Source organism: Streptomyces prunicolor NBRC 13075 (genome assembly GCF_000367365.1).
GTDB classification, from domain to species: domain Bacteria; phylum Actinomycetota; class Actinomycetes; order Streptomycetales; family Streptomycetaceae; genus Streptomyces; species Streptomyces prunicolor.
On sequence record NZ_BARF01000091.1, the window covers coordinates 18441 to 31905 of the forward strand.

Sequence of the window (13465 nt, forward strand, 5' to 3'; positions counted from 1 at the left end):
GTACTCACGGGACGAGACTACGGGGTCCGGGAGGCCCGCCCGTTCGCGGGTCGGTCGAGAACGGCACATTCGTCGGTAAAGCCGCCCCGCCGCACGGCCGCCCGGCCGGCTCCGCTCACTCGCCCGCGGGTGCGTGCTCCGCGGCCGTCCGTACGTCGATCTCGCGCCAGAAACCGGCCCGGATCGCGTACCGGTCGTGCTCGTCGATCTGGTCGTCCTTGTGCGCGAGGAGGCCGAACCGGGCGGCGTAGCGCAGCAGTTCGCCGTCGATGCGGTGCGGGACGCGCGGGTACATCCCGGACAGTTTCTGCAGGTTGCTGCCGTGGTCGCCGAGGCGGCCCATCCAGCGGCGGGCGAAGACCTGGCCCACTTCGTAGGGGTCGCCGCCGACCGTGGTGATGTCTTCCTCGCGGTCGGCCCAGCGCTGCTCGGCGGTGGTCAGCTGCGCCAGCGTCGGCATCGAGGCGACCTCGGGGGGCTCGGCGGCGCCGCCCGGCCGGTCGACCCACCCTTTGTCGGAGGACCAGCGCAGGGTCGCGCTCGTGGGCTGCGGTACGGGTTGGGCGGCACCCGGGGCCTTCAGGCTCGCGAGGTCCTTCGGGGTGGGCACGCCCTTGGACGCGGGCACCCGCTCCTGCGAACCGTTCTCCGAACCCGCCTCGGCCGCCGCGTGCTCGCCCTCCTCGGCCGGCCGCTCGCGCGTGGCCGGTGCGGACTCGGGCAGCGGCGCGGACAGGATCGCGGCGATCTCCGGCCGCGGCACCGGCGGCGGCGCACACACACCGCCGAGATCCTTCGCCCGTACGGCCTTGGTGATCCAGGTCCGGTCGAGCACCCGCCGCTCGTCGGCCTCGGCGACCAGGTCCTCGGACTGGTTGTAGTCCCCGTCCGCGGCCTGCACGGCCCACAGGTGTACGGCGACGCCGTGCTCCTTGGCGGCCATCATGCCCGGCAGCAGATCGCCGTCGCCGGTGACGAGCACGACGTCGGAGCAGGCGCGGTTGCGGGCCAGTTCGGTGAGCTCGGCGTGCATGGCGGCGTCGACGCCCTTCTGCGCCCAGCGACCGTCGCTGCGGGTCAGGGCACCGAGGCGGACGGTGACGCGGGGCATCACGCGCAGCCTGCGGTGCTCGGGCTGCGGGACGCGGTCGGGGGCGCCGTCGAACCAGTAGATACGCAGCAGGGGGCGTTCGGTGTCGGACTCGGCTCGCTCGCGCAAACCCTGGATGAGGGCGGCGTGATCGACGGTGATACGGGAACGCGAGGGCTCTCCGGCGAGGAGACTGGCCGCCGCCCCCAGCAGATACCCGGCGTCCACCAGGACGATGCAGCGGTCCACGCGACTCACCCTCTTCCCGGTCGGTTCACTTCGGGCTTGCTTCGAGTCTGCCCGACCGCGCAGGGGTTAACGGCCCGAACTCGATCTTCGGCGTGGCGTTTCGGGGCTTCTCTCTCGTACCAACCATGTCACACACGGTAATTATCCGAAATGCGTTCTTCGTCAGCCTATGTGAATCTGGTCGCGGCCCTGGCCCCTAGATCCCCCTCAGGAGGCAGAGCACCATGGCCAAGAACAAGAACCGTGACCGTAAGCAGCCGCAGTCGGAGCGCGCCCAGGAGCAGGCCACGTCGTCCTCGATGGAGGCACAGGCCGAGCAGCGCATATCCCAGGTGACACCGGGCGACATGGCCCGCAAGGGCAAGCAGAAGCGCTTCGGCCACAACTGAGGCCTGCTTCAAGGCTTGTTGAATGACTGAGGGGCGCATCCGTTGGCGGATGCGCCCCTCAGTCACTTCTCTGTCGTCTGTCGCCTGTTGCCCGCCGCCTGTTGCTCAGCCGGCCAGACAGGCCGCGCCGAGCAGCACCTTCAAGTCGCCGAACAGCGCCGGGTCGGGCTTCACCCGGTGCTTGTCCAGCCGCAGGATCGTGGTCTTGGTCGGGCCCTGGAGCTTGATGCGGACCTCGCTGTCGCCCCGGTGGTGGCTGAGGATCTCACCGAGCCTGCTGACCATGGGCGGCGTGACCCTGGTCGCCGGGATGGTCAGGATCACGGGCGCGTTGGTGCCCACGTTCGACACGTCCGGGACCTGCATCTCCATCGCGACCAGGCGCGGCACATCCTCGCGCTTGTCGAGGCGGCCCTTGACGAACACGATGGTGTCCTCAACGAGTTGGGTCGACACCAGCTGGTAGGACGCCGGGAAGAACATGCACTCGATCGAGCCCGCGAGGTCCTCGACGGTGGCGATCGCCCAGGCGTTGCCCTGCTTGGTCATCTTGCGCTGGAGGCCCGAGATGATGCCGCCGATGGTGACGACCGCGCCGTCCCCGTGCTCACCTCCGGTGAGCTGGGCGATGCCCGCGTCGGCCTTGTCGGACAGCACGTGCTCCAGGCCGAAGAGCGGGTGGTCGGAGACGTACAGACCGAGCATCTCCCGTTCCTGCGCGAGGAGATACGTCTTCTCCCACTCGTCGGTGGTGAACTCCACGTCGAGTCCGAAGCCGGGCTCGCTGGTGTCCTCGTCACCCATGCCACCGAAGAGGTCGAACTGCCCCTCGGCCTCCTTGCGCTTGACCGCCACCACGTTGTCGATCATCGGCTCGAAGTGCGCGGTGAGGCCCTTGCGGGTGTGCCCCAGGGTGTCGAACGCACCGGCCTTGATGAGGGATTCAGTGGTGCGCTTGTTGCAAGCGGCGGCCTCGACCTTGTCCAGGTAGTCGGGGAACGAGCCGTACTTCCCCTTCGCCTTGCGGGACCTGATGATCGAGTCGACCACGTTCGTGCCGACGTTGCGCACGGCCTCCAGGCCGAAGAGGATCACGTCGTCGCCCTGGGCGGCGAAGTTGTGCACCGACTCGTTGACGTTCGGCGGGAGCACCTTGATCTTCATGCGCCGGCACTCGTTCAGGTAGATCGCGGACTTGTCCTTGTCGTCCTTGACCGAGGTGAGCAGCGCCGCCATGTACTCGGCCGGGTAGTTGGCCTTCAGATAGGCGGTCCAGTACGAGACCAGGCCGTACGCGGCGGAGTGCGCCTTGTTGAAGGCGTAGCCGGCGAAGGGGACCAGGACGTCCCACAGGCCCTGGATCGCCTCGTCGCTGTAGCCGTTCTTCTGGGCGCCGGCCTGGAAGATGGTGAAGTTCTTCGCCAGCTCGTCGGCCTTCTTCTTGCCCATCACGCGGCGCAGGATGTCGGCCTCGCCGAGCGAGTAACCGGCCACGATCTGGGCGGCCTTCTGCACCTGCTCCTGGTACACGATCAGCCCGTAGGTCACCGCGAGGACCTCCTCGAGGGGCTCCTCCAGCTCCTTGTGGATCGGGGTGATCTCCTGCCGCTTGTTCTTGCGCTCGGCGTAGTTGATGTGCGAGTTCATGCCCATCGGGCCCGGCCGGTACAGGGCCGAGACGGCGGAGATGTCCTCGAAGTTGTCGGGCTGCATCTGGCGCAGCAGCGAGCGCATCGGGCCGCCGTCGAACTGGAAGACGCCCAACGTGTCGCCGCGGCAGAGCAGTTCGAAGGTCTTGGGGTCGTCCAGCGGGAGGGCGAGCATCTCCAGGTCGATGCCCTTGTTGGACTTCACCATCTTGATGGCGTCGTCCATGATCGTGAGGTTGCGCAGGCCCAGGAAGTCCATCTTCAGCAGGCCGAGCGACTCGCACTGCGGGTAGTCCCACTGCGTGATGGTCACGCCGTCGGTGTGGCGCACCCACACCGGTGCGTGGTCGACGATGGGCTCGCTGGACATGATGACGCCGGCCGCGTGCACGCCCATCTGCCGGACCAGGCCCTCGACGCCCTTGGCGGTGTCGATGACCTTCTTGACGTCCGGCTCGTTCTCGTACATCCCGCGGATCTCGCCCGCCTCGCCGTAGCGGGGGTGCTTGGGGTCGGTGATGCCGGAGAGGTCGATGCCCTTGCCGAGGACGTCGGCGGGCATCGCCTTGGTGAGCCGGTCGCCCATCGCGTACGGGTAGCCCAGTACGCGCGCGGAGTCCTTGATGGCGTTCTTGGCCTTGATCTTGCCGTAGGTGCCGATCATGGCGACCTTGTCGGCGCCGTACTTCTCCGTCACGTACCGGATCACCTCGACGCGCCGACGCTCGTCGAAGTCGATGTCGACATCGGGCATGGAGACGCGCTCGGGGTTGAGGAACCGCTCGAAGATCAGGCCGTGCGGGATCGGGTCGAGGTCGGTGATGCCCATGGCGTACGCGACGATCGAACCGGCCGCGGAGCCACGGCCGGGGCCGACCGCGATGCCGTTGTTCTTCGCCCACATGATGAAGTCGGCGACCACGAGGAAGTAGCCCGGGAACCCCATCTGGATGATGACGTCCATCTCGTAGTCCGCCTGCTTCTGGCGGTCGTCGGGGATGCCGCCCGGGAAGCGGCGCTCCATACCCCGGCGGACTTCCTCCTTGAACCAGGTGATCTCGGTGTAGCCGTCCGGGATATCGAACTTCGGCATGAGGTTCTTGGCCTCGAACATGCCGCTGGTGTCGATCTGTTCGGCGACCAGGAGGGTGTTGCGGCAGCCCTCCTGCCAGGCGTCCGAGGAGTCCACGGCGTACATCTCGTCGGTGGACTTCAGGTAGTAGCCGGTGCCGTCGAAGCGGAAGCGGTCCGGGTCGGAGAGGTTCTTGCCGGTCTGGATGCACAGCAGAGCGTCGTGCGCGACCGACTCGTGGGCGTACGTGTAGTGCGAGTCGTTCGTCACCAGGGGCGGGATGCCGAGCTTCTTGCCGATGTCCAACAGGCCGTCACGGACCCGGCGTTCGATCTCGATGCCGTGGTCCATCAGCTCCAGGAAGTACCGGTCCTTGCCGAAGATGTCCTGGTACTCGGCGGCGGCCTTCAGGGCCTCTTCGGGCTGGCCGAGCCGCAGCCGGGTCTGGAGTTCGCCCGAGGGGCAGCCGGTGGAGGCGATGAGGCCCTCGGACCACTGGGAGATGGTCTCCTTGTCCATGCGCGGCCACTTCTGGAGCCAGCCCTCGGCGTACGCGTCCGAGGAGAGCTTGAAGAGGTTGTGCAGGCCCGTCCTGTTGGCCGCCCAGATCGTCTTGTGGGTGTAACCACCGGAACCGGACACGTCGTCGCGCTTCTGGTGCGGCTGGCCCCACTGGATCTTGCGCTTGTTGCGCCGGGACTCGGGGGCGACGTACGCCTCGATGCCGATGATCGGCGTGACGCCCGCTTTCTTCGCGGTGTGGAAGAAGTCGTAGGCCCCGTGCAGGTTGCCGTGGTCGGACATGGCGATATGGGTCATGCCCATCTCGTTGCACGCGTCGAACATGTCCTTCAGCCGCGCGGCACCGTCCAGCAGCGAGTACTGGGTATGGACGTGCAGGTGCGTGAACGGCGGCTTTGACACGGCTTGGCCTCCAGGGATAACAGGGGAAACGATCGACAAAGTGCGGCGGACGGTCTGGGGGGACGAAACCGAATCCTATGCCTCGGGACTGACACTCGGCGGGCACTCCCACGTACCTTCAAGCGTTGGAAAGTGACGACAGACCCGTCACATGTCACGTACCACCCGTACCAGGAGGCACAGAGCGATGTCGGTTCCGCAGCTCAACGACGAGCACCGCGGCGAGGAGATCCTTGCCGTCTTCGACACCGCCTTCGGCGAGCTCCTGGCCGCCGACCCGGCCGCGTTCCGCGTGAAGTTCCGGAAGATGGCGGCCTCCGCCTTCGCCTTCTACCGGGGCACGGCGGCCCTCTTTTACCACGACCTCACTGCAAATAATCAGTTTGGCTCGAAGCGGGGCGGCCCGTACCTGGACGAGCGCACCTCGCGCGTGTGGATCCACGGCGATCTGCACGCGGAGAACTTCGGCACGTACATGGACTCGAACGGCCGCCTGGTCTTCAACGTCAACGACTTCGACGAGGCGTACGTCGGCCCGTTCACCTGGGACCTCAAGCGCTTCGCCGCCTCCGTCGCGCTGATCGGGTACGCGAAGGCGCTCAGTGACGAGCAGATCACCGAGCTGGTGCAGGTCTACGCGGGCGCGTACCGCGAGCGGGTGCACGCGCTGGCGACGGGCGCGAAGAGCGACGAGGTGCCGCCGTTCACGCTGGACACGGCCGACGGCCCGCTCCTGGGCGCGCTGCGCACCGCGCGCTCGCTGACCCGCTTCGAGCTGCTGGACTCGATGACCGAGATCCGCGACTTCGAGCGCCGGTTCGCGTCGGGCGGCGGCTCCATCGAGCTGGACGCGGCGACCCGCTACAAGGTCCTCGCGGCCTTCGACGGCTACCTGGAGACGCTCCCCGATTCCTCCCTGGACCGCCCCGACTCCTACCGCGTCAAGGACGTCGTCGGCCGCCGGGGCATCGGCATCGGCTCGGCCGGGCTGCCGTCGTACAACATCCTTCTGGAGGGCAACAGCGACGCCCTGGAGAACGATGTGGTGATCTACATCAAGCAGGCCCAGACGCCGGCCGTCTCCCGGCACATCACGGACGCGGCGATCCGGGACTACTTCCAGCACGAGGGGCACCGCACGGTGATCTCCCAGCGCGCGCTCCAGGCGCACGCGGACCCGTGGCTGGGCTGGACCGAGCTGGGCGGGACCGGGCAGCTGGTCGCCGAGGTGTCGCCGTACGCGGTGGACCTGGACTGGAGCGACATCGACGACCCGGAGGAGATCGCCGCCGTCGTCGCCGACCTCGGGCGGGCCACGGCCACGATGCACGCGGCGGCCGACGACCAGTCCGGCGAGTCCCTGGTGCCGTTCTCCACGGAGCGGGCCATCGACGCGGCGATCGCGGCCGACGAGGACGGCTTCGCGGGCGTGCTCGTCGACTTCGCGCACGACTACGGCGCACGCGCGCGTGCCGACCACCAGACCTTCGTCGACCTGTTCCGCAACGGCCGGATTCCGGGTCTGTAACCATCCGTACGCTCACAGGAACCCTTTAGGGGTCCCTTACCGGAGCACATGACAGACTCACCTCCGCTATGGACATATCCGGGATCCAGCTCAGGGCCGTACGCGCGGCGCTGTTCACGGCACTGGTCGTGACGCTCAGCACCGCGTCGCACGTGCTGCTGTCCCGGGTCCCGCTTCCGTTCGGCACGGTGGCGGCGATCGCCGCCACCGTGTTCGTGATCGCCTACGCGCTCGCGGGCCGAGAGCGCGGCTTCGGCCGGATCGCCGCGCTGCTGATCCCGCTGGAACTGGCCGCCGACACGGTGTTCACCACCGGCCAGCACGCCTGCTACGGCAGGGCGGGCGGCCCGGTCGCCGGACCGCTGCGCGCGGTCGGCCTGGACGTGCTGTGCAGCGGCGGCAGCGTGGGCACCTCGCTGGCCCGGATGACCGACAACCCCCATCAGGCGGCGGCGCTGCTCACACACACCGACGCCACCGCCGCCTGGCTGCTGCTCGGCGCGCACATCGGCGTCGGCCTGCTGGCCGCCGCCTATCTGCGCCGCGGCGAGCGCGCGCTGTCCGAACTGCTGCGCGCGGCGACGGCGGTGGGCTTCCGCCCGCTGCTGCTGGCCGTCGCCGCGGTGTCGGCCCGACGCACCTCACCGGCCCGCCGGCTGCCGCGCGCCACGCACCGTACGACCACCGCCCGTGAGCGGCTGCTGGTGCACTCCCTGGGACGGCGTGGACCGCCGTGCTCGCTCCTGCCCGCGGTCTGAACACCCACAGGTACCTGAGCACACATCAGTCCCCCACACGTATTCCGCGTACGACGTGTACGCGTCCCATATGGAGATCACCAACATGAGCAAGCGGAACAGCGCGGCGGCGAAGACGGCGGCCCGTGAGCGGCTGCGCGCGGAGCGCGAGCGCCAGGCCAAGCGCGCCAAGGTCAGGCGGCAACTCATAGTCGCCGGTTCGGTCGTCGCGGTCCTCGCGATAGCCGGCGGTATCGGCTACGCGGTCGTGCAGAACAGCAAGCCCTCCTACTGGGAGTCGGCGAAGGACGACAAGCTCGTCAAGCCGGCCAACACCACCGGCACCAACGGCACTACGGTCGTCTTCGGCAAGAGCACCGCCAAGAAGACCCTGGTCATGTACGAGGACCCGCGCTGCCCGATCTGCGCCCAGTTCGAGCAGGTCGTCGGCTCGACCGTGAAGAGCGACTGGGACGCCGGCAAGTTCAAGATCCAGTACGTCGGCGCCACGTTCATCGACAACAAGGACAACGGCGAGGGCTCCAAGAACGCGCTGAGCGCCATGGGCGCCGCGCTGAACATCAGCCCCGAGGCGTTCCTCGAGTACAAGACCGCGCTCTACTCGACGAAGTACCACCCGGACGAGACGACCGACAAGTTCAAGGACGACGCGTACCTGATCAAGGTCGCGAACACGGTCCCCGCCCTGAAGAACAACAAGGCCTTCCAGAAGGCCGTGAAGGACGGCACCTACGACAAGTGGGCGCTGGACATGTCCGCCACGTTCGACAAGAGCGGGGTGACCGGCACGCCGACCCTGAAGATGGACGGCAAGGCACTGACCTCCGACGGTTCGAACGCGCCGATGACCGTGGACACCTTCAACACGGCGCTCACGGCGGCCCTCAAGGGCTGAGCCCTGTTGTAACTCCAGGCCTGAGCCTCCTTGCAAGACGCGCAGCCGAAGAGCGGGCGAACTTTTACGAGTTCGCCCGCTCTCGTTAATACTGGTCAGTAACCTAATCGCTCGTGACCAGTCGATACAGAGCACCCGAGGACGTCAACCCGCCCTCCCCGCGCCGCCGTACGGTCGTCAAGGCCGCCGCAGCCACCGCGGTCCTGGCCGGCCCGCTGATCGCCGCCCTACCTGCCGGGGCCGCCACCGACACCCCCGCCTTCCTGCACGGCGTCGCCTCCGGGGACCCGCTCCCGGACGGCGTCCTCCTGTGGACCCGGGTGACGCCCACCGCCGAGGCGGTGCCCGGCTCCGGACTCGGCCCGGACACCGAGGTGAGCTGGACCGTGGCCACCGACAAGGCATTCACCACCATCGTCTCCAGAGGCTCCCTCACCGCGACCGCCGCCTCCGACCACACCGTCAAGGCCGACATCCGCGGCCTGGCCCCGGCCACCGACTACTTCTTCCGCTTCTCGGCCGGCGGCACCGACTCCCCGGCGGCGCGCACCCGCACCGCGCCGGCGACGGACGCGACCGTGACCGGCCTGCGCTTCGGCGTAGTCACCTGCGCCAACTGGGAGGCCGGCTACTTCTCCTCGTACCGCCATCTCGCGGCCCGCAACGACCTGGACGCCTGGCTCCATCTCGGGGACTACATCTACGAGTACAAGTCAGGCGAGTACGCGGCGCGCGGCACGGTCGTACGGCAGCACGCGCCCCTGAACGAGATCATCACGCTCGCCGACTACCGCACCCGGCACGGCAAGTACAAGACCGACCCGGACCTCCAGGCCCTGCACGCGAAGGCGCCGGTCGTCGCGATCTGGGACGACCACGAGTTCGCGGACAACGCCTGGTCGGGCGGCGCGGTCAACCACACCGAGGGCGCCGAGGGCACCTGGACGGCCCGTCAAGCGGCCGCGAAACAGGCCTACTTCGAGTGGATGCCGGTCCGCCCGGCGATCGCGGGCACCACCTACCGCCGCCTCCGCTTCGGCAAGCTGGCGGACCTCTCGCTCCTCGACCTGCGCTCCTTCCGTTCGCAGCAGGCGAGTTCGGGCAGCGGTTCGGTGGACGACCCGGACCGTACGATCACGGGACGCGCCCAACTCGACTGGCTGAAGGCCGGGTTGAAGGCGTCGGACACCAAGTGGCGGCTGGTCGGCAACTCGGTGATGATCGCGCCGTTCGTCGTCGGCGCGCTCTCCGCCGACCTGTTGAAGCCGCTCGCCAAACTGCTGGGCCTGCCGCAGGAGGGGCTCGCCGTCAACACCGACCAGTGGGACGGCTACACCGACGACCGCCGTGAACTCCTCGCCCATCTGCGCTCGAACGCGATCGGCAACACGGTCTTCCTCACCGGCGACATCCACATGTCCTGGGCCAACGACGTGCCGGTGGACGCCGGGACGTACCCGCTCTCGCCGTCCGCGGCAACGGAGTTCGTGATCACCTCGATGACCTCGGACAACCTCGACGACATCGTGAAGGTCCCCGAGGGCACGGTCTCCGCGCTCGCCGCACCGGTCATCCAGCTCGCCAACCGGCACGTCCACTGGGTCGACACGGACCGCCACGGCTACGGCGTCCTGGACATCACGGCCGACCGCGCGCAGATGGATTATTACGTCCTGTCCGACCGGACGTCGGCGACCGCGACCTCGTCCTGGGAGCGGTCGTACTGGACGCGGAGCGGCACGCAGAAGGTGGAGCGGACGTACAACCCGGTGTAGGCAGGGCCTTTAACCGGCGTGGGCAAGGCTTTAAAGGGTCTCCAGGAAGCCGAGGGCCACCCGCCAGGTGGCCTCGGCGGCCTCCTCGTCGTAGTCCGGGAGCCCGGGGTCGGTGTACAGATGGCCGGCTCCGGCGTACCGATAGATCTCGACATCGGCACCGGCCTTGCCCATCTGCAGATACCAGGAGCTGAGCCAGTCGTCGGTCTCGAACTGGTCGGGCTCGGCGACGTGCAGTTGCACCGGCAGGCCGTCGACGGAGGCGTTGGCCGCTATGTCCGAGGTGCCGTGCAGGAGGAGCAGCCCCAGTGCCTTCTCGTCGCCGAGGGCGAGGGTCTGCGCGACGGAGGCGCCGAGCGAGAACCCGGCGTAGACGAGGCCACGCTCGGAGTAGGGGGCGGCGGCCAGCACGGCCCGCTTGAGGAGCTCGTCCTTGCCGATCTCCTGGTTCAGCGCCCTGCCGTCCTCGACCGTGTCGAACGTACGCCCCTCGAAGAGGTCCGGCGTCCACACCTCGTGGCCCGCCGCGCGCAACCGATCGGCGGCGTCGCGCACCGCCGGCCGGAGACCGTACGTCGAGTGGAAGAGCATGATGTTCATGAAGCCATCGTGCCAGTACGGTCGGACACATGGAGAACGTACTGCGCCCGCTGATCGTCATCGGCGGCTCCGTCGTCCTCACGCTGTTCATCGGCTGGGTCACCGACCTGCTGCTGCGCAAGGCGGACGCCCGGCACGACGACACCACCCTGTGGGGCCTGCTGCGCCGAGGCCGAGTCCCGTACCAACTCGTACTCTGCGCGGCCTTCCTCAGAGCCTCCTACGACCAGGCACAACTGCTGGAGGAACACCGGGTCGGCATCGGCCAGACCCTCACCCTGGTGCTGATCGGCGCCACCGCGTGGCTGATGATCCGGGTCGCGGCGGCGATCGTGGAATCGTCGTACGCGCGCTACGCCCGCGCCTCCCGCGACGCGGCACGGGTCCGCCGGGTCCGGACCCAGGTGACGCTGATCACGCGGGTGGTGGCCGCGATCGTCGGCGTGGTGGCGGTCGCCGCGATGCTGCTGACGTTCCCGGCGATGCGCGCGGCCGGCGCGTCGCTGCTGGCCTCGGCGGGCGTCCTGGGCATCGTCGCCGGTGTAGCGGCGCAGTCCACTCTCGCCAACCTCTTCGCGGGACTGCAGATCGCCTTCGGCGACATGGTCCGCATCGGCGACACGGTGGTGGTGGACGGCGAGTGGGGCACGATCGAGGAGATCACCCTGACCTTCCTGACGGTACGGACCTGGGACGAGCGCCGGATCACCATGCCGGTGTCGTACTTCACGTCCAAGCCCTTCGAGAACTGGTCCCGCGGCACCCCACAGATGACCGGCATCGTCTACTTCCAGGTCGACCACTCGGCCCCGGTGGACGCGATGCGCACCCAGCTCCGCGAGATCCTGCGCGCCTGCCCCGCCTGGGACGGCCGCAGCTACGGCCTCGTCGTCACCGACACCACCCCGAACACGATGGAGGTCCGCGCCCTGGTCACGGCCAAGGACGCGGACGACATCTGGACGGTACGGGTCACGGTCCGCGAACAGATGATCCGCTGGCTGTACGTGGAGCATCCCTACGCGCTGCCTCGCGTGAACACGGCGGACGCGGCGCCGATTCCGGGGGAGGATCCGTCGCCGAACGGTGGTGGCGTCGGGCGCACGGCGCATGAGCCTCCGGGGGTAACCGGGGCTGAGGGTCGGACGGGGCGAGGTAGCCGGTCGGCTGACGACCACGGCTGAATTGCCCACTCACGCCCACCCGTTCACATTCGGTTGAGGGGTGGGCGTCTGCCGTTGGGGTGCGGCACCGCTGGCGACTGACGGCCGGCCGGTTCAGGGCCTCAACACCCGCGCCGGGTGCGTACCCCCTCACCGGCGAGCGACAGAACCCGAACCGGGTCCGGGCGACTCCGGCCCCTCAACGCCCATGCTGGGCAACGTCGTTGGACTGGGCGGCCCGCGAAGCGACCGGGAACCGGCCAAGGCTGAGCACCTCCAGGCACCCCAACACCCGTGTCCAGCAACACCATTGACCCGGACGCCCAGCGAGGCACCCGGCACCCGGAGCGACCAGCCGGCCCAAGGTCGCAACGCCCATGCCCGGCGAGAACCCTCCCCCACCCCGAACGCCCAAGCCCCAGCCGAGGCCAGTACCCGGCGCCTCAATCTCCGCGCCCGGCAACGCCGTTGACCGGAACCAAACCTCAGCCAAATAGCCCCAGCCCCTCAACGCCCCCGCTCAGCCCCACCGTTGACCTGGATCACCTGCGAGGTGACATGCCCGGCCGCCGGGGACGCGAGCCAATGCAGGGTCGCGGCGATGTCCCCGGGGGTACCGGCACGCCCGGTCGAGGTGTCTCGGATCATCCGTTCACGCCGCGCTTCCGCGATCGCGGGGCCGAAGAACTCCGTGTCCTCGATGTACCCGGGCGCGACCACGTTCACGGTGATTCCGCGCGGCCCGAGATCCCGGGCCAGATCATGGGCGTACGGGTGCAACGCGGCCTTGGCCCCGCCGTACGCCCCACTCCCCGAACCCCGGTACGCGGCGATGGAACTGACGAACAGCACCCGCCCGCCCGGCTCCGCGAGCCGCGTCCTCAGCGCCTCGGTGAGCAGCGCGGCGCTCAGGGTGTTGCTGCGGAAGTTCACGGTCCAGTCGTGCGCGACGGCGTCCAGCTCATCGCCGCTCGCGCTCGCGGGTTCCAGGCTCCCGTTCCCGCCCGCGCTGTGCACCAGCACATCCACGGTGCCGAACTCCTCGGCGACGAACCGCCCGACGCCCCGCACCACTTCGGGCTCACTCAGATCCCCGGCGTACGTCAACGCCCCGGGCACCCCGGCCTTCTCCAACACCTCACGCCGCCGCCCGAGCAGCAACACCCGGTCCCCGCCGGCCACGAAGGCATGCGCCGCGGCGAGCCCAATTCCCGTACCACCACCACTGATTACGACGTTACGAGCCATGGGACGAGCCTACAAAGAGGGCGAGGACAAACACGAACCAATTCGAACGACGGCCGCCGACAACACTCAACCCGCAGCCGCCAACGGGGCCGAGCCCCCACAGGAGACGTCCACCCTTCAATCGC

Annotated in this window: 10 protein-coding genes; 6 read left to right on the top strand and 4 right to left on the bottom strand. The window is 68.7% G+C overall.

Going from position 1 to position 13465, the window contains the following annotated elements; translation table 11 throughout:
• Nucleotides 1–115: 115 nt before the first annotated feature.
• Nucleotides 116–1339: an NYN domain-containing protein gene (locus SPR02S_RS38195; RefSeq protein ID WP_019062299.1), complete on the bottom strand. Its 1224-nt coding sequence runs from the start codon at nucleotides 1337–1339 to the stop codon at nucleotides 116–118.
• Nucleotides 1340–1563: 224 nt separating this feature from the next.
• On the opposite strand from SPR02S_RS38195, the gene SPR02S_RS64130 reads away from it, so the two are divergent.
• Entirely contained in the window at nucleotides 1564–1728 is a 165-nt protein-coding gene (locus SPR02S_RS64130) for a hypothetical protein (protein ID WP_019062300.1), read from the top strand.
• Between the two features lie 105 nt (nucleotides 1729–1833).
• Here SPR02S_RS64130 and dnaE read toward each other — a convergent pair whose 3' ends face one another.
• On the bottom strand, nucleotides 1834–5373 hold the full coding sequence (gene dnaE / locus SPR02S_RS38205) for a DNA polymerase III subunit alpha (RefSeq protein WP_019062301.1): 3540 nt from the start codon (nucleotides 5371–5373) through the stop codon (nucleotides 1834–1836).
• 187 nt (nucleotides 5374–5560) lie between these two features.
• On the opposite strand from dnaE, the gene SPR02S_RS38210 reads away from it, so the two are divergent.
• From SPR02S_RS38210 to SPR02S_RS38225, 4 genes are all read left to right on the top strand, one after another.
• Nucleotides 5561–6901 carry a DUF2252 domain-containing protein gene (locus tag SPR02S_RS38210; RefSeq protein ID WP_019062302.1) on the top strand — a complete coding sequence of 447 codons (1341 nt, stop codon included), beginning with the start codon at nucleotides 5561–5563 and terminating at the stop codon, nucleotides 6899–6901.
• Between the two features lie 68 nt (nucleotides 6902–6969).
• Complete coding sequence (locus SPR02S_RS38215) at nucleotides 6970–7659, top strand: hypothetical protein (protein ID WP_019062303.1); 690 nt, start codon at nucleotides 6970–6972, stop codon at nucleotides 7657–7659.
• A gap of 85 nt (nucleotides 7660–7744) precedes the next feature.
• Nucleotides 7745–8554, top strand: a complete 810-nt coding sequence (locus tag SPR02S_RS38220) for a thioredoxin domain-containing protein (RefSeq protein ID WP_026151226.1) — start codon at nucleotides 7745–7747, stop codon at nucleotides 8552–8554.
• Nucleotides 8555–8667: 113 nt separating this feature from the next.
• On the top strand, nucleotides 8668–10329 hold the full coding sequence (locus tag SPR02S_RS38225) for an alkaline phosphatase D family protein (RefSeq protein ID WP_019062305.1): 1662 nt from the start codon (nucleotides 8668–8670) through the stop codon (nucleotides 10327–10329).
• Nucleotides 10330–10359: 30 nt separating this feature from the next.
• Here SPR02S_RS38225 and SPR02S_RS38230 read toward each other — a convergent pair whose 3' ends face one another.
• Nucleotides 10360–10929, bottom strand: a complete 570-nt coding sequence (locus SPR02S_RS38230) for a dienelactone hydrolase family protein (RefSeq protein ID WP_019062306.1) — start codon at nucleotides 10927–10929, stop codon at nucleotides 10360–10362.
• 29 nt (nucleotides 10930–10958) lie between these two features.
• Between SPR02S_RS38230 and SPR02S_RS38235 the strand changes: the two genes are divergently transcribed.
• A complete protein-coding gene (locus tag SPR02S_RS38235) occupies nucleotides 10959–12113 on the top strand; it encodes a mechanosensitive ion channel family protein (RefSeq protein ID WP_019062307.1) in 1155 nt (384 codons plus the stop codon).
• Nucleotides 12114–12599: 486 nt separating this feature from the next.
• Here SPR02S_RS38235 and SPR02S_RS38240 read toward each other — a convergent pair whose 3' ends face one another.
• Nucleotides 12600–13340 carry an SDR family NAD(P)-dependent oxidoreductase gene (locus SPR02S_RS38240; protein WP_026151227.1) on the bottom strand — a complete coding sequence of 247 codons (741 nt, stop codon included), beginning with the start codon at nucleotides 13338–13340 and terminating at the stop codon, nucleotides 12600–12602.
• Between the last annotated feature and the right edge of the window lie 125 nt (nucleotides 13341–13465).

Coding starts and splice junctions, on each gene's coding strand:
- SPR02S_RS64130 (WP_019062300.1), top strand. CDS start 1,564: ATGGCCAAGAACAAGAACCGTGACCGTAAGCAGCCGCAGTCGGAGCGC.
- SPR02S_RS38210 (WP_019062302.1), top strand. CDS start 5,561: ATGTCGGTTCCGCAGCTCAACGACGAGCACCGCGGCGAGGAGATCCTT.
- SPR02S_RS38215 (WP_019062303.1), top strand. CDS start 6,970: ATGGACATATCCGGGATCCAGCTCAGGGCCGTACGCGCGGCGCTGTTC.
- SPR02S_RS38220 (WP_026151226.1), top strand. CDS start 7,745: ATGAGCAAGCGGAACAGCGCGGCGGCGAAGACGGCGGCCCGTGAGCGG.
- SPR02S_RS38230 (WP_019062306.1), bottom strand. CDS start 10,929: ATGAACATCATGCTCTTCCACTCGACGTACGGTCTCCGGCCGGCGGTG.
- SPR02S_RS38235 (WP_019062307.1), top strand. CDS start 10,959: ATGGAGAACGTACTGCGCCCGCTGATCGTCATCGGCGGCTCCGTCGTC.
- SPR02S_RS38240 (WP_026151227.1), bottom strand. CDS start 13,340: ATGGCTCGTAACGTCGTAATCAGTGGTGGTGGTACGGGAATTGGGCTC.